Source organism: Ensifer adhaerens, assembly GCF_002007205.1.
GTDB lineage: Bacteria > Pseudomonadota > Alphaproteobacteria > Rhizobiales > Rhizobiaceae > Ensifer > Ensifer adhaerens_D.
This window is the reverse complement of record NZ_LAZS01000005.1, coordinates 1,201,678-1,221,917: the sequence shown is the minus strand read 5'-3', so window position 1 is coordinate 1,221,917 and position 20,240 is coordinate 1,201,678. Positions and strand designations below refer to the sequence as shown.

At 62.1% G+C, this 20,240-nt stretch carries 15 protein-coding genes; 13 read left to right on the top strand and 2 right to left on the bottom strand.

The window, feature by feature from the left end; translation table 11 throughout:
- Positions 1–14 precede the first annotated feature (14 nt).
- From XB14_RS09640 to exoR, 4 genes are all read left to right on the top strand, one after another.
- Entirely contained in the window at positions 15–827 is an 813-nt protein-coding gene (locus XB14_RS09640; protein ID WP_077961365.1) for a PopZ family protein, read from the top strand.
- A gap of 121 nt (positions 828–948) precedes the next feature.
- The gene (locus XB14_RS09635; RefSeq protein WP_077961364.1) at positions 949–3,789 is read left to right on the top strand and encodes a valine--tRNA ligase; all 2,841 of its coding nucleotides are present in this window, start codon (positions 949–951) and stop codon (positions 3,787–3,789) included.
- Between the two features lie 495 nt (positions 3,790–4,284).
- A complete protein-coding gene (locus XB14_RS09630; protein ID WP_077961363.1) occupies positions 4,285–5,508 on the top strand; it encodes an OmpP1/FadL family transporter in 1,224 nt (407 codons plus the stop codon).
- Between the two features lie 469 nt (positions 5,509–5,977).
- Positions 5,978–6,784, top strand: coding sequence for an exopolysaccharide production regulator ExoR (exoR, locus tag XB14_RS09625; protein ID WP_077961362.1), 807 nt, complete (start codon positions 5,978–5,980; stop codon positions 6,782–6,784).
- Between the two features lie 77 nt (positions 6,785–6,861).
- On the opposite strand, the gene xth is transcribed toward exoR, so the two are convergent.
- Positions 6,862–7,659, bottom strand: a complete 798-nt coding sequence (gene xth, locus XB14_RS09620) for an exodeoxyribonuclease III (RefSeq protein WP_077961361.1) — start codon at positions 7,657–7,659, stop codon at positions 6,862–6,864.
- Positions 7,660–7,866: 207 nt separating this feature from the next.
- On the opposite strand from xth, the gene XB14_RS09615 reads away from it, so the two are divergent.
- Entirely contained in the window at positions 7,867–9,330 is a 1,464-nt protein-coding gene (locus XB14_RS09615) for a phospholipase D-like domain-containing protein (protein ID WP_077961360.1), read from the top strand.
- A 59-nt stretch (positions 9,331–9,389) separates the two neighbouring features.
- Here the strand turns inward: XB14_RS09615 and erpA are convergent, their stop codons facing one another.
- A complete protein-coding gene (gene erpA, locus XB14_RS09610) occupies positions 9,390–9,722 on the bottom strand; it encodes an iron-sulfur cluster insertion protein ErpA (protein WP_077961359.1) in 333 nt (110 codons plus the stop codon).
- 212 nt (positions 9,723–9,934) lie between these two features.
- Here erpA and XB14_RS09605 point away from each other — a divergent pair, with 212 nt between their 5' ends.
- The 8 genes from XB14_RS09605 (at position 9,935) to XB14_RS09570 (ending at position 20,221) form a co-directional block, all read left to right on the top strand.
- Positions 9,935–11,152: a deoxyguanosinetriphosphate triphosphohydrolase gene (locus XB14_RS09605; protein WP_077961358.1), complete on the top strand. Its 1,218-nt coding sequence runs from the start codon at positions 9,935–9,937 to the stop codon at positions 11,150–11,152.
- A gap of 96 nt (positions 11,153–11,248) precedes the next feature.
- Positions 11,249–13,009, top strand: coding sequence for an arginine--tRNA ligase (gene argS / locus XB14_RS09600; protein WP_077961357.1), 1,761 nt, complete (start codon positions 11,249–11,251; stop codon positions 13,007–13,009).
- Between the two features lie 63 nt (positions 13,010–13,072).
- A complete protein-coding gene (locus tag XB14_RS09595; RefSeq protein WP_077961356.1) occupies positions 13,073–15,904 on the top strand; it encodes an SPOR domain-containing protein in 2,832 nt (943 codons plus the stop codon).
- A gap of 182 nt (positions 15,905–16,086) precedes the next feature.
- Positions 16,087–17,103 (top strand): beta-N-acetylhexosaminidase, encoded by a 1,017-nt coding sequence (gene nagZ / locus XB14_RS09590; RefSeq protein WP_143348310.1) that lies wholly within the window; start codon positions 16,087–16,089, stop codon positions 17,101–17,103.
- A gap of 84 nt (positions 17,104–17,187) precedes the next feature.
- A complete protein-coding gene (locus XB14_RS09585) occupies positions 17,188–18,006 on the top strand; it encodes a segregation and condensation protein A (protein ID WP_077961950.1) in 819 nt (272 codons plus the stop codon).
- Positions 17,999–18,727: an SMC-Scp complex subunit ScpB gene (scpB, locus tag XB14_RS09580; RefSeq protein ID WP_143348309.1), complete on the top strand. Its 729-nt coding sequence runs from the start codon at positions 17,999–18,001 to the stop codon at positions 18,725–18,727. Before XB14_RS09585 ends, scpB begins: the two co-directional genes overlap by 8 nt.
- Positions 18,728–18,810: 83 nt before the next feature.
- A complete protein-coding gene (locus XB14_RS09575; RefSeq protein WP_077961353.1) occupies positions 18,811–19,923 on the top strand; it encodes an ABC transporter ATP-binding protein in 1,113 nt (370 codons plus the stop codon).
- A gap of 91 nt (positions 19,924–20,014) precedes the next feature.
- Positions 20,015–20,221 carry a twin-arginine translocase TatA/TatE family subunit gene (locus XB14_RS09570; RefSeq protein ID WP_077961352.1) on the top strand — a complete coding sequence of 69 codons (207 nt, stop codon included), beginning with the start codon at positions 20,015–20,017 and terminating at the stop codon, positions 20,219–20,221.
- The last annotated feature ends 19 nt before the right edge of the window (positions 20,222–20,240 follow it).

The window sequence follows — 20,240 nt, the reverse complement described above, 5'->3', positions numbered from 1 at the left end:
AAACGAGGATGGAAATGGCACAGCTCAATGTCGCGCGCGAACCTTCGATGGATGAAATCCTGGCGTCCATCCGCAAGATCATTGAGAGCAACGAACCCGGGCAAGCCGGATTTTCGCCGCAGGAGCAATTCGAGGACGAGGCGAGCGACGAGATCGAGCTGACCATCGATAGCGAGATCGAGACGATCGCCTTTGGCCGGCGGGACGAACGCGACGAAGCGCAGCCGCCGGTGTCTGTCGCGCCGCCCAGCGAGAACTCGGCTGCTCTGTCGGAGGCGTCGTCCGTGGGGCAGCCGCCGCTTTCGCTCGCCGATGTCGCGGCACGGGTCCGCGCCGCATCCGAGCGCCATGCCACGGGCTTTACCGGGCGCGAGGTGCAGCCTGCGCCGCAGGTCGTAGCCATCCAGGACAGCCCGGTCGTCACCTCTCGCATGGCGGCGGTTTCCGCGCCGAAGACGCCGGTCGTCGAGCCGGTTTCTGCCGCGCAAGGGCGGGCGGAGCCGGAGGTTGTCGCAGCGCCGCCAGTCGTGGAGCTCCGGGAAGTGGCAAGCGCTGCTGCCCCCATGCCCACCGTTCCGCTGGAAGCGTCGGCGCCGGAGAAATCGCTGGCTGCAATCGTCTCTCCTGAAGTTGGCCGCAAGGTCGCGCAGTCCTTCGGCGATCTCGCCCACGCCATGGACCAGGGCTCGCGCCGATCTTTCGATGAAATCGCCGAAGACATGCTTCGGCCGATGCTGCAGGAATGGCTGGACGACAATCTGCCGACGCTAGTCGAGCGGCTCGTTCGCGAGGAGATCGAGCGCGTCGCGCGCGGTCCTCGCCGCTAAAACCCCACCCCGGAAATGAAAGAAGCCGCGCGATCGTCGCGGCTTTTTGCGTTCGTGTTGACTTGCACCGGCCGTTCCGGTTTACAAGACGCTGACATCAATCTCCTAAATTGGCTCCAAAATGCTTGATAAGACCTACGATTCCGCATCCGTCGACCCGCGTATCGCCAAGAAGTGGGACGAAGAAAACGCGTTTCGTGCAGGGGCGGGTGCCAAGCCCGGCGCCGATAGCTTCTGCATCGTGATCCCGCCGCCGAACGTGACCGGCTCGCTGCACATGGGACACGCGCTCAACAACACGCTGCAGGACGTGCTGGTTCGCTTCGAACGCATGCGCGGCAAGGACGTGTTGTGGCAGCCGGGCATGGACCATGCCGGCATCGCCACCCAGATGGTTGTCGAGCGCAAGCTGATGGAGAGCCAGCAGCACCGCCGGCAGATGGGCCGCGAAGCCTTCATCGAGAAGGTCTGGGAATGGAAGGCCGAATCCGGTGGCCTGATCTTCAACCAGCTGAAGCGGCTTGGCGCCTCCTGCGACTGGTCGCGCGAACGCTTCACCATGGATGAAGGGCTGTCCGAGGCCGTTCTGGAGGTCTTCGTTTCGCTCTACAAGGAAGGCCTGATCTACAAGGACAAGCGCCTCGTCAACTGGGACCCGAAGCTTCTGACCGCGATTTCGGATCTGGAGGTCGAACAGCACGAGATCAATGGCAACCTCTGGCACTTGCGCTATCCGCTCGAGCCCGGCGTGACCTTCGACTACCCGGTTGCCTTCGATGAAGACGGCAAGGCGACCGAGTGGGAGAAGCGTGACTACCTCGTCGTCGCCACCACGCGTCCCGAAACCATGCTCGGAGACAGCGGCATCGCCGTCAATCCGGAGGACGAGCGCTACAAGCCGCTGATCGGCAAGCACGTCATCCTGCCGATCGTCGGTCGTCGCATTCCTGTTGTCGCGGACGACTATGCTGACCCGACCGCCGGTACAGGCGCGGTGAAGATCACGCCTGCACACGATTTCAACGATTTCGACGTCGGCAAGCGTGCAGGTCTGCGTGCGATCAACATCCTGACGATCGAGGGGCGCATCACCATCAAGGACAACGAGGACTTCCTCGAGGGACTGGCTGAACCGGCTGCCCTCCATGGCGCCTGGGACGAGCTTGAGGGCAAGGATCGCTTCGAAGCGCGCAGGATCATCGTTCGTATCTTCGAAGAGGCCGGTCTTCTCGACAGGATCGAGCCGCACAAGCACATGGTTCCCCATGGCGACCGTGGTGGCGTGCCGATCGAGCCGCGCCTGACGGAGCAGTGGTACGTCGATGCCAAGACGCTCGCCAAGCCGGCGATCGCTGCGGTCAAGGAAGGGCGGACCAACTTCGTTCCCAAGAACTGGGAGAAGACCTACTACGAGTGGATGGAGAACATTCAGCCCTGGTGCGTTTCGCGCCAGCTCTGGTGGGGGCACCAGATTCCGGCCTGGTACGGTCCGGACGGCCAGGTCTTCGTCGAAAAGACCGAGGAAGAGGCGCTGCATGCGGCGATCCAGCACTATCTGGCGCATGAAGGCCCGATGAAGGCCTATGTCGAGGACCTGCTTGAAAACTTCAAGCCGGGCGAGATCCTGACGCGCGACGAAGACGTTCTCGACACCTGGTTCTCCTCGGCCCTCTGGCCGTTCTCCACGCTCGGCTGGCCGAACGAAACGCCGGAGCTGGAGAAATACTACCAGACCGACGTGCTGGTCACCGGCTTCGACATCATCTTCTTCTGGGTCGCCCGAATGATGATGATGGGCCTGCATTTCATGAAGGATGCAGACGGCACCCCGGTCGAGCCCTTCCATACGGTCTATGTCCATGCGCTCGTTCGCGACAAGAACGGCCAGAAGATGTCGAAGTCGAAGGGCAACGTCATCGATCCGCTCGAACTGATCGACGAGTATGGCGCCGACGCCTTGCGCTTCACGCTAGCGATCATGGCGGCCCAGGGACGCGACGTGAAGCTCGATCCGGCCCGTATCGCCGGCTATCGCAACTTCGGCACCAAGCTGTGGAACGCGACGCGCTTTGCCCAGATGAACGGCGTGACCAGCAGCGAAGGCTTCATTCCCGAAGCTGCGTCGCTGACCATCAACCGCTGGATCCTGACGGAACTGTCGCGCACCATCCTCGACGTCAGCGAGGCGCTCGATGCCTATCGCTTCAACGACGCGGCCAGCAGCCTCTATCGGTTCGTCTGGAACCAGTTCTGCGACTGGTACCTCGAATTGCTGAAGCCCGTCTTTGGTGGCGAGGACGAAGCGGCAAAACGCGAGTCGCAGGCCTGTGTCGCCTATGTTCTCGACGAGATCTACAAGCTGCTGCACCCGTTCATGCCGTTCATGACGGAAGAACTCTGGGCGCAGACGGCAGGCGAAGGGCAGGAGCGTCCGACGTTGCTTTGCCACGCGGAATGGCCGGCGCCGTCCTACGCCGATGACACGGCGGCCGACGAGATCAACTGGCTGATCGATCTCGTTTCGGGCATTCGCTCCGTTCGTTCGGAGATGAACGTTCCGCCGGCGGCAACCGCGCCGCTGATCGTTGTCGGCGCCAACAGCCTGACGCGGGAACGCCTGCTGCAGCATGCCCAGGCCATCGGCCGCCTGGCGCGCGTCGAGCATATCGACCACGCCGCGGTTGCGCCGCGCGGCAGCGCCCAGATCGTCGTTGGCGAGGCGACGGCCTGCCTGCCGCTCGGCAACCTGATCGACCTTTCCGCCGAAAAGACACGGCTGGAGAAGGCCATCGCCAAGGTGGAGGCGGAGCGCGAGCGGATTCTCGGAAAACTGGCCAATGAAAAGTTCGTGGCCAACGCAAAGCCGGAACTGGTCGAAGCGGAGCGCGAACGCCTCGTCGAGCTCGACCTACAGAAAGACTCGCTCGGCGTTGCGCTCACACGCGTCGCCGAGGCCGGTTGACGCAAGCCGTTCGACCGGATGAACGAGGGCGCCAATGGGCGCCCGACGACAAAAGATTGAAATCCGCGGCGGAAATGCCGCGGATTTTTTTATTTTAGAAATGAAAGATATACTTCGCTTATCGAGATTTGGCATTGATTCGATCAGTTCAATCTGATGGCCCGGCCATTAAGCGCCCGTGGTGGCTGAGCGGAACTTCAACGGAGTTTTTCGCTGTTCTACCGCAAAAAGCGATAATGTTGTTCGGGAGACACAGGTTTTTGGTGGTTTGGAAATTCATTCTAATTTGGTGGATTTTGCATCCATCTTTAGAAAAATGGTTCCGATTTGACCCCATTGTGTCTAAATCATGAGAATCTTACGTAAATTCTGTGACCGATCGAGGCTGCCACCTGCAAGATCTCGCATTTGCGATTTCACGGGATCGTGAGAATACTTCGGCCCACACGACATGAGGTGGAATGTCGCAGTTTGCAGTGCAGGGGGAGGAGCTGGATGGCTCACATGAATTTTAAGCGGGGCGTTCTGTCGGTTGCGGCTGGTTTGCTGTTCGCATCGGCAGCCCACGCGGGCGGTCTCGAGCGCGGTGGTTACAACATCGATCTGCTGTTTGATCCGTCGGACTATGCCGCAGAAGCATCAGCGACCTATGTCAATCCGCAGCGCGAACTCAATAACGTTGAAGATATCAATCCGGCCAACGGCGCGCCCGGTGGTCCGTCTGACGGCGTTCGCGATACCGAGAGCTATTGGGTGCCGCGCGTTGGCATCAAGGCCGCGATCGGTGAAGGCTTTGACTGTATGGCTGACTATTCGCAGCCCTGGGGCGCGCACTCCAAGCCCGGCGTGAACTGGGCCGGTGCCAATGACAACACCGAAACCAAGGTTGAGAGCGACAACTACGCTGCGACCTGCTCCTATAAGTGGGCGGTCGGTCCGGGCCAGTTCCGCGTCATCGGCGGCGTCTTCTACCAGGAAGTCAGCGGCTTCAAGGAGCGCCTTGTTCGGCCGCCGGTTCCTTTCTTTGGAACGAGCGGCATAGGCCGTCTCGATCTCGAAGGGGACGGCTGGGGCTGGCGTGCGGGCGTGGCCTACGAAATTCCGGAATATGCCGTTCGCGCGAGCCTCGTCTACAATAGCGCTGTTGATCTCGATAATCTCTCGGGCTCGATCGATCTGCGAGATGCGCTTCCGGTCGTCGGAACGAAGTATGGGGTCTCGGGCTTTGCTTCGATGCCTGACTCGTTGGAACTCAAGGTGCAGTCCGGTATCGCTCCGGATTGGGTGGCCTTCGGTTCGGTCAAGTGGACCGACTGGAGCCAGCTTCAGGTCCTGAAGTTCTGCCCTGGCCCGGGCGCGAATCCGATTACTCAGCCGTGCACGAGCCTCAACCTGCTTTATCGCGACGGCTGGACGATCTCGGGCGGTATCGGTCACAAGTTTACCGACAAGCTCAGCGGCGCGGCCAGCATCACCTGGGACCGAGGCACCAGCCACGGCTTCGGCACGCAGACTGACACCTGGAGTTTCGGCAGCGGCCTTTCGTATGCGGCGACCGAAAACCTCGAGTTCCGACTTGCAGGTGCAGTCGGCATCCTGACGGGCGGCAGCTCAGGCCCGCAAACCTTCAACGGTGAGCCCGTCGGCAACGACGTGAAGTATGATTTCGACGACGATTTCTTCGCGGCCGTCTCGACCTCGATCAAGATCAAGTTCTGATCTTTCGCTCATCTAGCAATTAAGGGCCCGGTTTTTACCGGGCCTTTCTTTTGTGTGGAGCCCCTTAACCAAGCGTCCGCACTGTCCGGCAATGTGACGATTCAGCAACACTTTTAATGCTAGAGTTTGCTAGGATCAGACTCGTCCCGGCTATGTCCATTTCCCGCCACAAACAGGGAGCAGCGATATAGGGACAAGCCTGCAATGTGAGTGCGATACCTGCAGCGTTTGGGGTGAAATGAAACTTGGACCGATGATCGTCATGAAAGATGTGGCCTCCGGCACGCCCGTGCAAGTGGTCCGCTGAAATGATTGCTTCGGAGACTTTGTCGAAGTTTCATTGTGGAAAGGTTGCGCCGGCTCTGTCGGCGAAGTTTGTAAAGTTCCCGGCGGCGGGTCGTCCGGGCTTGTGTGTTTGCAGCGGTGATGGGTTCGGCGTGGCCGGCTGGAACGGAAGAATTAGACTGTGATGCTTGCGGGTGAACTAAAGTCACTAAAGGTTGCGATACTCGGCGTGTCGCTGGCGGTCTGCGGGACCTTCGCCATGCCGGCCTACGCTTTTGATCCCGGTGCGGGTGTCACCAAGGAATCAGGTCCGTTCGCGCTCTTCAAGTTCGGATTTTCCGCCTACAAGAATGGCCGCAAGGACGAGGCCGTAGAGGCCTACAAATACGCGGCCGAGAAAGGCCACACCGGCTCCCGCTGGGCTCTTGCCAACATGTATGCCTATGGCGATGGCGTCACGGAGAACGATCTCGAAGCCTTCAAGATCTACAGCGAAATCGCCCAGCAGGGCGTGGAACCGGGCTCGGAAGACACCGGTTACTTCGTCAACGCGTTGATCTCCCTTGCCGGCTACTATCGCCGCGGCATCCCCGACAGCCCGATCAAGTCCGACATGGCCCAGGCGCGCCAGCTCTATTTCCAGGCGGCATCGACCTTCGGCGTCTCCGAGGCGCAGTTCCAGCTCGCGCGCATGCTGCTTTCCGGAGAGGGCGGCAGCGTGAATGTCCAGCAGGCCAAGAAGTGGCTCAACCGTGCGCGCAAGAGCGGTCACGCAGGTGCCATGGGTGTCTTTGGCAACGTGATTTTCCAGGAAGGCCAGACCGTTCGTGGCCTTGCGTTCATGACCGCGGCACTCGACCAGTGTTCGCCGAAGGATCGGCCCTGGATGCAGTCGATGCAGGAGCAGGCCTTCTCGCTTGCCAGCGAGGACGACCGGCGCACGGCAATCGCGCTGTCGCAGAACCTGCATATGCAAGGCGACGACGACTGATTGTCTCGTCGGACGATCCCCAATCCGGCTCCGGCCCGGGGACCATTCTCCGCAAAACCAGATTGGAAAAGCGCGCCTTAAGCTGAAGCGGGCGAGAACGCGAATTTCCCGATAACGGGCACGTGGTCCGACGGCTTTTCCCAGGCGCGGACATGCTTGTCGATGGACGTCGACACCAAGCGATCAGCCGCCTCCGGGGACAGCATCAGATGGTCGATGCGGATCCCGAAATTCTTCGGCCAGCAGCCAGCCTGATAATCCCAGAACGTATAGAGGGGCACGGCGTCCGATGTCGCGCGCACCGCGTCGGTGAAGCCGAGATTGCGCAACCGCCGAAATGCAGCGCGCGTTTCCGGCAAGAAGAGGGCGTCGTTCTGCCAGACCTTGATGTCCCAGCAGTCGTGCTCCTCCGGGATGACGTTGTAGTCGCCGGCAAGGATGAACGGCTCCTCGTGCAACAACCTCTGCTTCGCATAGGCCTCAAGCCGGCGCATCCAGCCGAGCTTGTAGGGGTATTTCTCGCTGTCGACCGGATTGCCGTTCGGTAGGTAGAGCGAGCAGACGCGGATCACACCGCCCTCGACCGAGAAGACACCTTCGATGAAGCGCGACTGCTCGTCCGTCTCATCCCCGGGCAAGCCGCGATTGACCTCGTCCGGCCGCAGCTTGGAAAGCAGCGCGACGCCGTTGAAGCCTTTCTGGCCGTGCGTTTCGACGTGATAGCCAAGCGCCTCGATCTCGAGACGCGGAAAGCCGTCGTCCACCGACTTGATCTCCTGCAGGCAGACGATATCCGGCCCGCTTTCCTTCAGCCAGGCCAGCAGGCTGTCGATTCGCGCCTTGACGCCATTGATGTTCCAGGTGGCAATCTTCATGGCTCGAAACGCCCTTCCATGTCGGTTAAGTCCTTGGCGGGCTCATTTCTAGCCGCTCCGGATTCTTTTGACAAATCCGTTACCTGCGGGTTTTTCAACGGGACGAGCAGCGCCCACCGGCGCTTTGCATCAGAAAGCCGCGGCCGGTACGGTATACGCCGCTGGCATCGAATTGATTCCGCCCGATGGCCGGCTATAGTCCCGCCCATGATCGATCTCGTGCAGAATTATTGGCCGCATATCCTGGCGCTCTTGTCCTTCGCGCTTGGCATTCCCGCGGCCATTCATGCCGCGATGACGAAGGACGACGTACGCGCTGCGGCCGGTTGGGTCGGCGTCGTCCTGCTTTCACCGATCGTCGGCGCGCTCATCTATGCCGTTGCCGGCATCAACCGCATCCGGCGTTCGTCGATCGGCTCGCAGCGCGCCCTGTTGCGCGGGCAGGGGCCGGATCAGTTCGGTCGCTTTGATGTTTCGGAGACAGACATATCCGGGCGATTCGGTGAGCGATTTGCCGCGATGAAGATTCTCGGCGACCGCGTTTCGCGCCATCGCATGTGCACGGGAAACCGCATCTCGGTGCTCGCCGGCGGCGATGCCGCCTATGCCGCGATGCTGGACGCGATCGCCGGCGCGCGGCGTTCGATCCTGCTTGAAAGCTACATCTTCGATCGCGACGTCATTGGCCTGCGCTTTGCCGACGCCCTGATCGCGGCGGTGGCGCGCGGCGTCGAGGTGCGCGTGCTGATCGACGCCGTCGGCGCGCGCTACTCGGTGCCGAGCATTGTCGGTCATCTGGAGGCGGCCGGCGTTCCGACGGCAGTCTTCAACGGCAACATCATCATGGGGTTGCGGCTTCCCTATGCCAACCTGCGCACGCACCGAAAGATCCTCGTGGTCGATGGCCAGGTCGCCTTTGCCGGAGGAATGAACATCCGCGCCGGCTTCACCAGCGAGGTCGACGGACAGCAGCCCGCTCAGGATACGCATTTCCGTATGGTCGGACCGGTGGTCGCCGACATCTTCCAGGTCTCTGCCGAAGATTGGCAGTTCTCAAGCGGCGAGGTCCTGGCGGGCGCAGCATGGACGATCGAAGAGGCGCCGTTGCCGGCAAGCGAGCCGTCAGTACAGATGCGCGCCGTACCATCAGGACCCGATGCCACCAACGAGACCAATCACAAGATGCTCATGGGCGCGTTTTCGGTCGCGCAGAAAAACATCCGCGTGATGTCACCCTATTTCCTGCCGGACCGCGAACTGATAAGCGCGCTGGTTACCGCCGCGCGCCGAGGCGTGGAGGTGGATATCATCGTCCCCGCGGTCAACAATCTGCTGCTGGTCGACCGGGCGATGACCGCGCAGTTCGACCAGGTGCTGAAGGGGCATTGCCGCGTGTGGCGGGCGAAGGGCGCCTTCAACCATTCCAAGCTTTTGACGGTGGACGAGCGTTGGGCCTATGTCGGGTCCACCAATCTCGACCCGCGCTCGCTGCGCCTCAACTTCGAATTCGACCTTGAGGTTCTCGACCATGGCTTCGCCGAGGCGATCAACGGCACGATCTCCGACATTCTCGGCTCGGCCGAACCGGTCACGCTCGAGCGGCTGCGCAAGAACTCCTTCGCCGATCGGTTGGCGAACCGCATTCTCTGGCTTGGATCACCCTATCTCTGATGCAAACGGCTCCGTTCAGTGAAACGGAACCGACCAAGAGAGGCCTACGGCTGCTGGCGTCAGATGGAAAAACTCGTTCCGCATCCGCAGCTTGCAACTGCGTTCGGATTCTTGATCTGAAACGACTGGCCGAGCAGGTTGTCGACGAAGTCGATTTCCGAGCCGCCCATATAGACAAGCGACAGGCTGTCGATCAGCACCTTGGCTTCGTTCTTTTCGAGCACCAGGTCGTCGTCATTGCTGCTGTCGACGAGGTCGAACTTGTAGGAGAAGCCGGAGCAGCCGCCGCCCTCGACGGACACTCGCATGGCGTTGTTATGGTTGTCGGAGCGCAGGATCGTGGCGATCCGCTTCGCTGCAGCGTCCGAGAGGGTCACGGTTTCATGCGTCATTTCTGCCTCCTGCCGGGGTCAAGAACCGGAGAGAATTGCTCTGCGTTTTAGCATTCGATCTTGCCACTTCCGGGGCCTCTTTCAAGACCGGCGGCCAAGCCGTTGCTTCCGCTTGCGGAATCGGTCGATCTTGCATCGCGCGTTTCCGTAGCTTTCACTATAGGTATGAAGGCTTGAATGCCCCGTCAATGGGACGATGAATTAGGTGGAAGATGACATTCGACAAAAAAGCGCTCGGCTTCGGTTATGGTGAACATGCGCCGTTCGCGTCGAATCCCTGGATGACGCGCGGCAGGCTCTTTCCCGAAGCGACGAGTGCCACACGCTCCGATTTTCAGCGCGACCGCGACCGCATCGTGCACACGACGGCGTTTCGCCGGCTGAAGCACAAGACGCAGGTCTTCATCGCCGCTGACGGCGATCACTATCGCACGCGCCTGACGCACACGATCGAGGTGGCGCAGATCGCCCGGGCCCTGGCGCGTGCCCTCAAGCTCGATGAAGATCTCGCCGAAGGCGTCGCCCTCGTGCACGATTTTGGCCACACGCCCTTTGGTCATACGGGCGAGGATGCGCTTCACGAGATGCTGAAGCCCTATGGCGGCTTCGATCACAATGCCCAGTCCCTTCGCATCGTCACCAAGCTCGAGCGGCGCTACGCCGAGTTCGACGGGCTGAACCTGACATGGGAGAGCCTGGAGGGTCTGGTCAAGCACAATGGGCCGTTGCTGGCCGCGGACGGCGAGGGCACGCGGGGGCCGGTGCCGCAGCCGATCCTCGATTATTGCGCGCTGCACGATCTGGAACTGGCGAGTTTTGCGAGCCTCGAGGCGCAGGTTGCTGCCATCGCCGACGACATCGCCTACAACACCCACGATATCGATGACGGTCTGCGGGCCGGCTATCTCACCTTCGAAATGCTCGAAGACGTGCCTTTTCTCGCGCGCCTGATGCGCGAGGTTCACGACCGCTATCCCGGTCTTGAAAGCAGCCGCTTCACGCATGAAATCATGCGGCGTCAGATCACCGCGATGGTCGAGGACGTGATCGGTGTCGCGCAACAGCGGATCGCCGAGATACGCCCGCAGAGCGTTGCCGACGTGCGCCAGGCCGGCACGGTGATGGCGACCTTCTCCGAGGAGATGGGCGAGACGGACAAGCAGATCAAGCGCCTGCTGATGACCCGGATCTACCGCCATCCGGAAGTCATGCGCGTGCGCGAGAACGCCGCCTCGATCGTCTGCGATCTCTACCGCGCCTTCATGAACGATCCGCAGTTGATGCGCGAGCATTATTGGATCGACCAGATTGCCGGCATGGCCGAGCCGGCGCGGGCGCGGCACGTCGGCGATTACCTCGCCGGCATGACCGACACCTTCGCGATCAGCGTTCACAAGCGCTTGTTTGACCATACGCCGGATTTGCGGTAGGGACGCCCCGCCCGGAGGCTTGCGGTTCGGCCGAACCGAGCCTCCTTTTTGAGTTTTGCGCCGGTCACTCGTGGCCGGGAAAAGCGGACGGATCAGATGAATCTCTTCACGGACTTCGAATCAAGAATTAAGGACATTCTCGAAACGCTTGATAGCGTTCGAGAAAAGCGATCCGAGCTTGACTTCGGCCGTGTTAATGTCGAGCCGCCGCGCGATCCGAGCCACGGTGACGTCGCGACCAATGCAGCCATGGTGCTGGCCAAGCCGCTCGGCATGAACCCGCGCTCGCTCGCAGAGCTTATCGTCGACAAGCTCAAGCAGGATCCGGAAGTCACCGACGTTTCGGTCGCCGGTCCGGGCTTCATCAACGTCCGACTTTCGGTCTCCTATTGGCAGAAGCTGCTGTCGGCCATGGTGCGTTCCGGTCTCGACTATGGCCGTGGCACCGCTGGTGGCGGTCGCAAGGTCAATGTCGAATACGTCTCCGCCAACCCGACCGGTCCGATGCATGTCGGCCATTGCCGTGGCGCCGTCGTCGGTGATGCGCTCGCCAACCTCTTAGCCTTTTCCGGTTACGAGGTGACGAAGGAATACTACATCAACGACGCCGGCTCGCAGATCGACGTGCTGGCGCGTTCGGCCTTCCTGCGCTATCGCCAGGCGCTCGGCGAGGAGATCGGCGAGATTCCGCCGGGTCTTTATCCGGGCGATTATCTCGTGCCGGTGGGCGAGGCGCTGGCCGACGAATTCGGCACCAGCCTCAGGCTGATGCCCGAAGACAAGTGGATGCCGCTCGTCAAGGACCGGACGATCGACGCGATGATGGTGATGATCCGCGAGGATCTCGCGGCCCTGAACGTCAACCACGACGTCTTCTTCTCCGAGCGTACGCTGCACGCGAACGGTGCTGCCGCCATCCGCACGGCGATCAACGATCTGACTTTCAAGGGGCACGTCTATAAGGGCACGCTGCCGCCGCCGAAGGGGCAGCTCCCGGAAGATTGGGAAGACCGCGAGCAGACGCTGTTCCGTTCGACCGAAGTCGGCGACGATATCGACCGCCCGCTGATCAAGTCGGATGGCAGCTACACCTACTTTGCCGCCGACGTCGCCTACTTCAAGGACAAATTCGACCGTGGTTTCGACGAGATGATCTATGTGCTCGGCGCTGACCATGGCGGTTACGTCAAGCGCCTGGAAGCCCTGGCGCGCGCCGTCTCCGGCGGTTCGTCGAAGCTTACGGTTCTGCTGTGCCAGCTCGTCAAGCTCTTCCGCGACGGCGAGCCGGTGAAGATGTCGAAGCGCTCCGGCGACTTCGTCACGCTGCGCGAGGTCGTCGACGAAGTCGGCCGGGATCCCGTTCGATTCATGATGATCTATCGGAAGAACTCGGAACCGCTCGACTTCGACTTTGCTAAAGTAACAGAACAGTCGAAGGATAACCCGGTCTTCTACGTGCAGTATGCGCATGCGCGCTGCCGCTCAGTCTTCCGCCAGGCAGCAGAAGCATTCCCGAACCTGAACCTCGAATCGGTCGATTTCGCCAGTGCCGTTCTGGGCCAGATCACGGATCCGGCGGAGCTCCAGCTCGTCGCCAAGCTCGCAGAATATCCGCGAGTCATTGAAGCTGCGGCACTCGCTCAGGAGCCGCATCGCATCGCGTTTTACCTGTATGATCTTGCCGCCGCCTTCCACGGACATTGGAACAAAGGTAAAGAGAATCCAGAATTACGTTTTGTTAACGATAAAAATAGAGAATTAAGTACTGCCAGACTCGGGCTGGTGCATGCTGTCGCTTCGGTATTGAAATCCGGCCTGTCTATTACAGGCACCTCCGCACCGGAGGAAATGCGATAAGTATTGTCACCATTTTCCCACAATGCACTGGCACAGCGATACAGGCAATTGTGAGTGGAGAGCATGGCAGACAAACAATTCGCACGAAGCGGGCCGGCTGAATTCGATGTATTGGCAGACGATGATCCGTTGGCCGAACTCGCCCGGATCGTCGGTTACGATGCCCGGCCGGCCGTCCAACAGTTGCAGGAACTGCAGCGACACCAGGAGGCGGTGCGCCAAGACCCCGCCTTCGATCTCGAAGACGAGCTTCTTCGGGCGTTCGACAGCTACGATGCGCCGCAGCCAGCGCCGGTCGAAGAGCCCCGGTTCGAGCCGGTGGCCGAGCACGTCGTCGTGCACGAAGAGCCGGTGGCTGAGTCGGCCGTCGAGCTTGACGAGCCGGTGTTCCTCCAGCCCGAACGCGTCGAGGCGGCGCCAGTTCCCGTCGCTGACGAGGACTATGCCGAGGTTCACGCCTTCTCCGTAGCGCCGCAGGTTGCCGAAGCCGGCAACGCCGAGGCCTTCGCAGATGAGCCGGCGTTCGACCTGGAACGCGAACTCGAAATGTCGCTTGGCGAAGCCGACCTGTTGTCGGACGACGTTGCCGAGGTTGCGGCGGAGATCGAGCCGCAGGATCAGTTCGTGGATGCCTGGCAGGCGCCGGCCGCCGAAGTTGTTTCGGCCTGGGCCGAGCCGGCTCAGGTTGAAGACGCGTTGCCGACCTTTGAACAGCCGAGCCTCGATGTGGCGCCCGAGCAGTACGAAGTCGAGCTCTCCTACCAGAACGACGGAGCCGCAACACAGGCGGTCGAGCAGGTCGCCGCTCGTGACGATCTGCTGGCGGATATCGAACGGTTCCCGGTTCCTCCGGTCACCGCGATGGTTGCCGCTGCGGTCCATTCGCATCCGGCCCTCCATGCGGAAGCGCATCCCGTCGTGGCGCCGGTGGTAACGCCCGCCGCCGCGGCTCCGGTAAAGAAGAGCCCCTATCCGTTTACGCCGACCTTCAGCCGGGCGACGCCGGTCGCATCCGCTTCGGGTGCCAGCCAGCAGCGTGCCTTTGCGGGCCCGTTGGTGTCGTCGGTTGCTGCACCGGTCGCCGTTGTTGCAGCGCCGGTTGCCGCAGTAGCTGCCGCCCCCGTTCAGGTCGCAGAACCTGTGGCCGAGGTGGCCAAGCCGATCGCACAGCCGGAGCACGAGCCGAGCTTCGACATCGAGAACTTCGAAATGGAGCTCTCGGACGAGGCGCTGAAGCTCGACTTCGCCGATGTCGCCGCAGATGAGCCGGTTGTCGCCGCCGTCCTACCGCAAGCGCCGGTGCAGCCGGTCATGCAGGCCGCTGTTCCTCAGCGCGAGCCGTTCGTCGAGCCCTACATGGCGCCCGCGCCGGTCGAGCGGGAGCACGCACAGCCCGAGAGCTCGCTGCCCTTCGATCCGTCGATGATTGCCGAAGCCGAAAACGGCGTCGCACCCATCGCGGACATGGACGTGCCGCAGTTGCCGGTCATCGAAACGGAAAAACCCGTCGCCTATCCGGCTGACTACGATCTCGATATCGATGCGGAAATGGCGCAGCTCTTCGGAACGCCGGCCCCGGTCAAGGAAAGTCGTCCGGCTGCCGTCGAAAAGGCGGAACCGGCCCGTCCGGCGCCGGCCGCAGCCGCCGCTCCGGGCTTTGGTCAAGGTTCGCTCGACGATTTCGATGAGTTTGAAAAGGCGATGGAAGAGGACTTCCGCCGCTCGATCGTCGAGCGTCCGGCCGTTGCCCGCGATGCAGAACGGCTTTCGGCAGCGCAGAGCCAGCAGGATGCCGGCGAATACCGCGAGTTTGGCACCGGCCGGCGCTCGCAGCGCACGATGTTGCTGGCGGCAAGTGTTGCCGGCGTCATCATCCTTGGCGGCGCTGCCGTCTACGCCTGGATGGGCGGTAGCGATGCCGTAACCTCGGCGGAAGGTCCGAAGATCATCCTTGCCGACAAGGCTCCGGTGAAGATCGTTCCCGAGGAGAAGGGCGGCAAGACCGTTCCGAACCAGGACAAGGCAGTTTATGACCGCGTCGCCGGTGCACAGGCCGGAGCGCCGCAGCAGGAAGCACTGGTTTCTTCGACCGAAGAGCCGATGGATGTCGTCCAGAAGACGCTGACGCCGGAGACCCTGCCGCTCGAAGGCAGCGACGACGGCGAAAACCTGCAGACGGCCTTGCCCACGGACGAGGACGGCGATCGCTTGCTGCCGGATGGCGCCAATGCCGAGACCGCTGCCCAGGACGAAGACAAGACGCCCGCCGTCGCACCGAGGAAGGTGCGCACGATGATCGTCAAGCCGGATGGAACGCTCGTCGCTCGCGAAGAGCCGGTGGCCGCACCTGCGACCGACGTCGCTGGCACGACCCAGCCGCTGCCCGCAACGCCTTCGAACGAAGTCGCCGCCGCCGGTCAGGCCTCGGCCAACACCGACCAGGTAGCACTTGCCGCAACCGGCAACGCCAACATCGAACAGGTTCCGGTTCGTAATGTGACAACGACGGCCGCCACTGGCGAGAAGGCTCCGACGCCGCAGTCGCGCCCGGCCGCGCAGCCGGTCGAAAATGTCCAGCCGGCGCAGGAGCAGGCCGCTCTCCCGGCCGAGACGCAACCCGCCCAGCAGGTTGCCACCGCATCGGTTCCCGCTGGTGGCTACTTCATCCAGGTCGCATCCCTGCCGTCCGAGGCAGAGGCGCAGAAGTCCTACAACAGCCTTTCCAGCAAGTTTGGAAGCGTGATTGGCGGCCGTGGCGTCGATATCCGCAAGGCGGAGATCGCCGGCAAGGGCACCTACTACCGCGTCCGTATCCCGGCCGGTTCGAAGGAAGAGGCCAACGCTCTGTGCACGAAGTACAAGGGCGCCGGCGGCAGCTGCCTGGTCACCAAGTAAGCCTGGCACGACGGATAGAGTTGGAGAAGGGCGCGGCTCAGGAGCCGCGCCCTTCTCCTTTTCAGGGCTTTGATTGTCGCAAGCGTCCGGTTGCTAGGGCCTTGTGCCGGGCCTTGTGTATGAGTGGCCGGGCATCGTCTTTGTGGCTTCGCGCCGGGCGGCGCGCGCTCTATGCTCTTTCAATGAGCGAATCAAAAGCATTTATCTCCGGCTGCAAGGGCCTTTCCCTCACGAACGACGAGCGCGCCTTCTTCGCAGGAGAACGCCCCTGGGGCTTCATCCTGTTCGGTCGCAACATCGGCGAAGCGCAGCAGATCTCGGATCTCGTGGCCGCCCTTCGCGACAGCATCGGCAATCCGGACGCGCCGGTGCTCATCGACCAGGAAGGCGGACGTGTTCAGCGCATCCGCCCGCCGCTCGTTCAGCAATATCCGAATGGCGCCGCGATCGGCGAGATCTATCGCTGCGATGCGGAACTCGGCTTGCGCGCCGCCTGGCTAATGGGCCGCCTGCATGCCTTTGACCTGATGCGCTTCGGCATCACCGTCGATTGCCTGCCAGTGCTCGACGTTCCGGTGCCCGGCAGCCACGACGTCATCGGCAATCGCGCCTATGGCCATGATCCCGAGACCGTCACGGCAATCGGCCGCGCGATGGGCGAGGGGCTGAAGGCCGGCGGCATGCTGCCTGTGATGAAGCACATGCCCGGTCACGGTCGCACCTTCGTCGATTCGCACCACAACCTCCCGGTCGTCAGCGCTACATTCGATGAGCTTGCCGTGAGCGACTTCCTGCCCTTCGTTGCGATGAAGGACGAGGTGATGGCGATGTCGGCGCACATGGTGTTCACGACGATCGATCCGGACAATCCTGCGACCACCTCCGCCAAGGTCGTGCGCGAAATCATCCGCGGCCATATCGGTTTTGATGGCCTGCTGATGTCGGACGACGTTTCGATGAACGCGCTGGCCGGCGACATGACGACCCGCGCGCGCAACATCATCGCTGCAGGACTTGATCTCGTCTTGCATTGTCATGGCATAATGGAGGAAATGAAGGCCGTCGCGGATGTCGTGCCGGTTCTGGCGGGCGAGAGCTTGCGCCGGGCGAGGGCTGCGGAAGCCGCGTTCCGGACGCCTGACAGTGCGAGCGAAATCGATCTGCGGGCGGAGTTCAACGCCCTGTTTGCAACGGTCTGAGGCAAACAGGGACGGAAGGAAAGGGTCGGGCTACCAGTGAGCAATGCGGGCGAAAGACAAGGCAAGCCTGCGTCGAAGGCGCCGATGGAGCCCCTGTGGCAGGACGAGACTGCCGAGCGCGGATTGCACGAGGAAGCGCTGGTGGTCGATATCGCCGGCTTCGAAGGCCCGCTCGACCTCCTGCTGCATCTCGCCCGAAGCCAGCGTGTCGACCTTTCGCGCATTTCCGTTCTGGCGCTTGCCGAGCAATATATCGCCTTCATCGAACGGGCGCGCAGCATCCGCATCGAGCTCGCGGCTGACTATCTCGTCATGGCGGCATGGCTCGCCTACCTGAAATCGCGGCTGCTGATCCCGCAACAGGCGAAGGACGAGGGGCCCTCCGGCGAGGAGATGGCTTCGGCGCTGGCCTTCCGGCTGAAGCGCCTCGAGGCAATGCGCGAGGCGGCAACCCGGCTCATCAACCGAAACCGGCTCGGCCGCGACGTTTTCGTCCGCGGCGCACCGGAACATATCGTCACCGAGAGGAAATCCGGTTTCGACGCCTCGCTCTACGATCTCCTGAGCGCCTATGCGAGCCTGCGCCAGCGGCAGGCCGTAACCCAGGTGACGATCGAGAAGCGCCATGTCTGGTCGCTGTCCGATGCGCGGCTGATCCTGGCGCGCATGATCGGCGACCTCGACGACTGGACCGCGCTCGATCATTTTCTGGTCCGCTACATGGCAACGCCTAAGGAGCGAGCGACGGCCATCGCCAGTTCCTTTGCCGCCTCGCTCGAAATGGTCCGCGAGGGCCGCCTGGAGATCCGCCAGGAGGAGGCCTTTGCGCCGATCTATCTCCGGCGCGGACCAAACCCGATCGATGCGGAGACCCTTGCCGAAATGGAGGCAGCCCGTGGCTGAAGCCCAGAAGTACCTGCCTGGCGTTCCCGACGAGGAGGACGAGATCGAGGCGGCATCCTTCGATCCCCGGCTCGAGCAGGAAGCCGAGCGGATTGCAGAAGCCCTGGTCTTCGCTTCGGCGCAACCGGTGTCAGAGGCCTATATCGAGAGCCGCCTGCCACGCGGCGCCGATGTTCACGGGATCATGCTGCGGCTGAAGGCGCTCTATGCGGCACGCGGCGTCAACCTAGTTCAGGTGGCCGACCATTGGGCCTTCCGCACCGCCGCCGACCTCTCCTTCGTCGTTCAGACGGACGAGCAGGAGGTCCGCAAGCTTTCGCGCGCCGCCCTCGAGGTTCTGTCGATCATCGCCTACCATCAGCCGGTCACGCGCGCCGAGATCGAGGATATCAGAGGCGTGCAGACCTCTAAGGGCACGCTCGACGTATTGATGGAGGCGGGTTGGGTCCGCTTTCGTGGGCGCCGGCGCACGCCCGGGCGTCCGGTTACGTTCGGCACGACGCGCGACTTTCTCGATCACTTCGGGCTCGAGGAATTGCGCGACCTACCGGGTATCGAGGAGTTGAAGGGGGCAGGCCTACTCTCGGGACGCGTGCCTTCCAACCTCAATATCCCCGTTCCCACCGGCGACGACGAGCTGGCCGAGAACGAGGATCCGATCACCCAGCTTGATCTCGAAGAACTGGGGCTCTTGACACCGAAGGGCGAAGAAGCCGATTAGAAAAACCTGATTATAGATATCGGCTTTCCAAGGCGTTGGGGCCGCGCGGGCCCTGCGCAACTGGTGTCAAGGAATACAAGAGCATGGCTTCAGATCCGCAGGACGCTCCCGTCATGACCACGCGACGGACAGCGGGTGTATCCTTCGCGGCGAGCCTGACCTTCGACGATATCCACCACAGCTATCACGCCAAGGAAACGATCAAGGGTGTCAGCCTGGCGGCCAAGGCCGGCGAGGTTCTGTGCCTGCTCGGGCCTTCTGGCTCCGGAAAGACGACCTTGCTGCGCATTGCCGCAGGCATCGAGCGGCAGAGCGCCGGACGTTTGATGCTGAACGGCCAGGAAATTTCAGGCCCCTCCGTCTTCCTGCCGCCGGAAAAGCGTGGCGTCGGGCTGATGTTCCAGGACTTCGCACTCTTCCCGCACATGACGATCCGCGACAATGTCCGCTTCGGCCTGACGGCGATCCCCAAGAAGGAAGGCCTGATCCAGGCGGACGCGGCGCTGGAGCGTGTCGGTCTTTCGCACTATGCCGATCAGTATCCGCATGTGCTTTCCGGCGGCGAGCAGCAGCGCGTGGCGCTCGCCCGCGCGCTCGCGCCGCGCCCGGCGGTTCTGTTGATGGACGAACCTTTCTCCGGCCTCGACTCGCGCCTCAAGGATTCGATCCGTGCCGATACGCTTGCCATCCTCAGGGAAACGCGGGCAACGGCGATCGTCGTCACGCATGATGCCGAAGAGGCGATGCGCATGGCGGATCGCATTGCGCTCTTGAAGGACGGCCGGCTGGTTCAGGTCGGAACCGCCGACGAACTCTACCGCGAGCCCAGCAACCTCTTTGCCGCCGGCTTCTTCTCGGAAATCAACGTCTTCGATGCCCAGGTCCACGGCGGCCGCGTCGAAACGCCGGTTGGGAGTGTTGCCGCCGGGCGGTATCCGGAAGGCAAGCGTCTGTCGGTTGCCGTCAGGCTGTCTGGGGTGCGCGTCGGCGAAGAGGACGGCGACATTCCCGCCCGCATACTCTCGCGGCGCTTCATCGGTGTGGTCGAGCTGCTGGAACTCGCCGTGCCGCGTTGCGAAGAGGTGGTTCGGGCTCGCATCCGTGCGGACCGATTGCCGCATGGATTGCGCGATGTAATGCTTTCAGTTAACGAGCGGGATATATTACTGTTTGAAAAAGACGGTTCTGCATCTTAGGTTCTGTCACGATGTAACGCGTGCTTGGGGCACGCCTGAAAATTGACATGTGATAGAGCCTAAATCGGGGAAGGCTCAGAGGAGTAAGAGCATGGGTTCGTTAAGCATTTGGCACTGGCTGATCGTTCTGGTCGTGGTGCTGCTCTTGTTCGGTCGCGGTAAGATCCCCGAACTGATGGGTGACGTTGCCAAGGGCATCAAGAGTTTCAAGAAGGGCATGACCGACGATGAGGCGGCTGCTACCGACAAGACGCTCGACGGCAAGACCGTAGATCACAAGTCTGACGAAGTTCGCTAACGGTCTGGTGTCGGTGAAG

Bases quoted from the DNA above. Each gene is read 5' to 3' on its own strand.
- XB14_RS09570 (WP_077961352.1), top strand. From the start codon at position 20,015: ATGGGTTCGTTAAGCATTTGGCACTGGCTGATCGTTCTGGTCGTGGTG.
- erpA (WP_077961359.1), bottom strand. From the start codon at position 9,722: ATGACGCATGAAACCGTGACCCTCTCGGACGCTGCAGCGAAGCGGATC.
- XB14_RS09630 (WP_077961363.1), top strand. From the start codon at position 4,285: ATGGCTCACATGAATTTTAAGCGGGGCGTTCTGTCGGTTGCGGCTGGT.
- argS (WP_077961357.1), top strand. From the start codon at position 11,249: ATGAATCTCTTCACGGACTTCGAATCAAGAATTAAGGACATTCTCGAA.
- XB14_RS09575 (WP_077961353.1), top strand. From the start codon at position 18,811: ATGGCTTCAGATCCGCAGGACGCTCCCGTCATGACCACGCGACGGACA.
- XB14_RS09635 (WP_077961364.1), top strand. From the start codon at position 949: ATGCTTGATAAGACCTACGATTCCGCATCCGTCGACCCGCGTATCGCC.
- XB14_RS09585 (WP_077961950.1), top strand. From the start codon at position 17,188: ATGGAGCCCCTGTGGCAGGACGAGACTGCCGAGCGCGGATTGCACGAG.
- XB14_RS09605 (WP_077961358.1), top strand. From the start codon at position 9,935: ATGACATTCGACAAAAAAGCGCTCGGCTTCGGTTATGGTGAACATGCG.
- nagZ (WP_143348310.1), top strand. From the start codon at position 16,087: ATGAGCGAATCAAAAGCATTTATCTCCGGCTGCAAGGGCCTTTCCCTC.
- xth (WP_077961361.1), bottom strand. From the start codon at position 7,659: ATGAAGATTGCCACCTGGAACATCAATGGCGTCAAGGCGCGAATCGAC.
- XB14_RS09640 (WP_077961365.1), top strand. From the start codon at position 15: ATGGCACAGCTCAATGTCGCGCGCGAACCTTCGATGGATGAAATCCTG.
- XB14_RS09615 (WP_077961360.1), top strand. From the start codon at position 7,867: ATGATCGATCTCGTGCAGAATTATTGGCCGCATATCCTGGCGCTCTTG.
- XB14_RS09595 (WP_077961356.1), top strand. From the start codon at position 13,073: ATGGCAGACAAACAATTCGCACGAAGCGGGCCGGCTGAATTCGATGTA.
- exoR (WP_077961362.1), top strand. From the start codon at position 5,978: ATGCTTGCGGGTGAACTAAAGTCACTAAAGGTTGCGATACTCGGCGTG.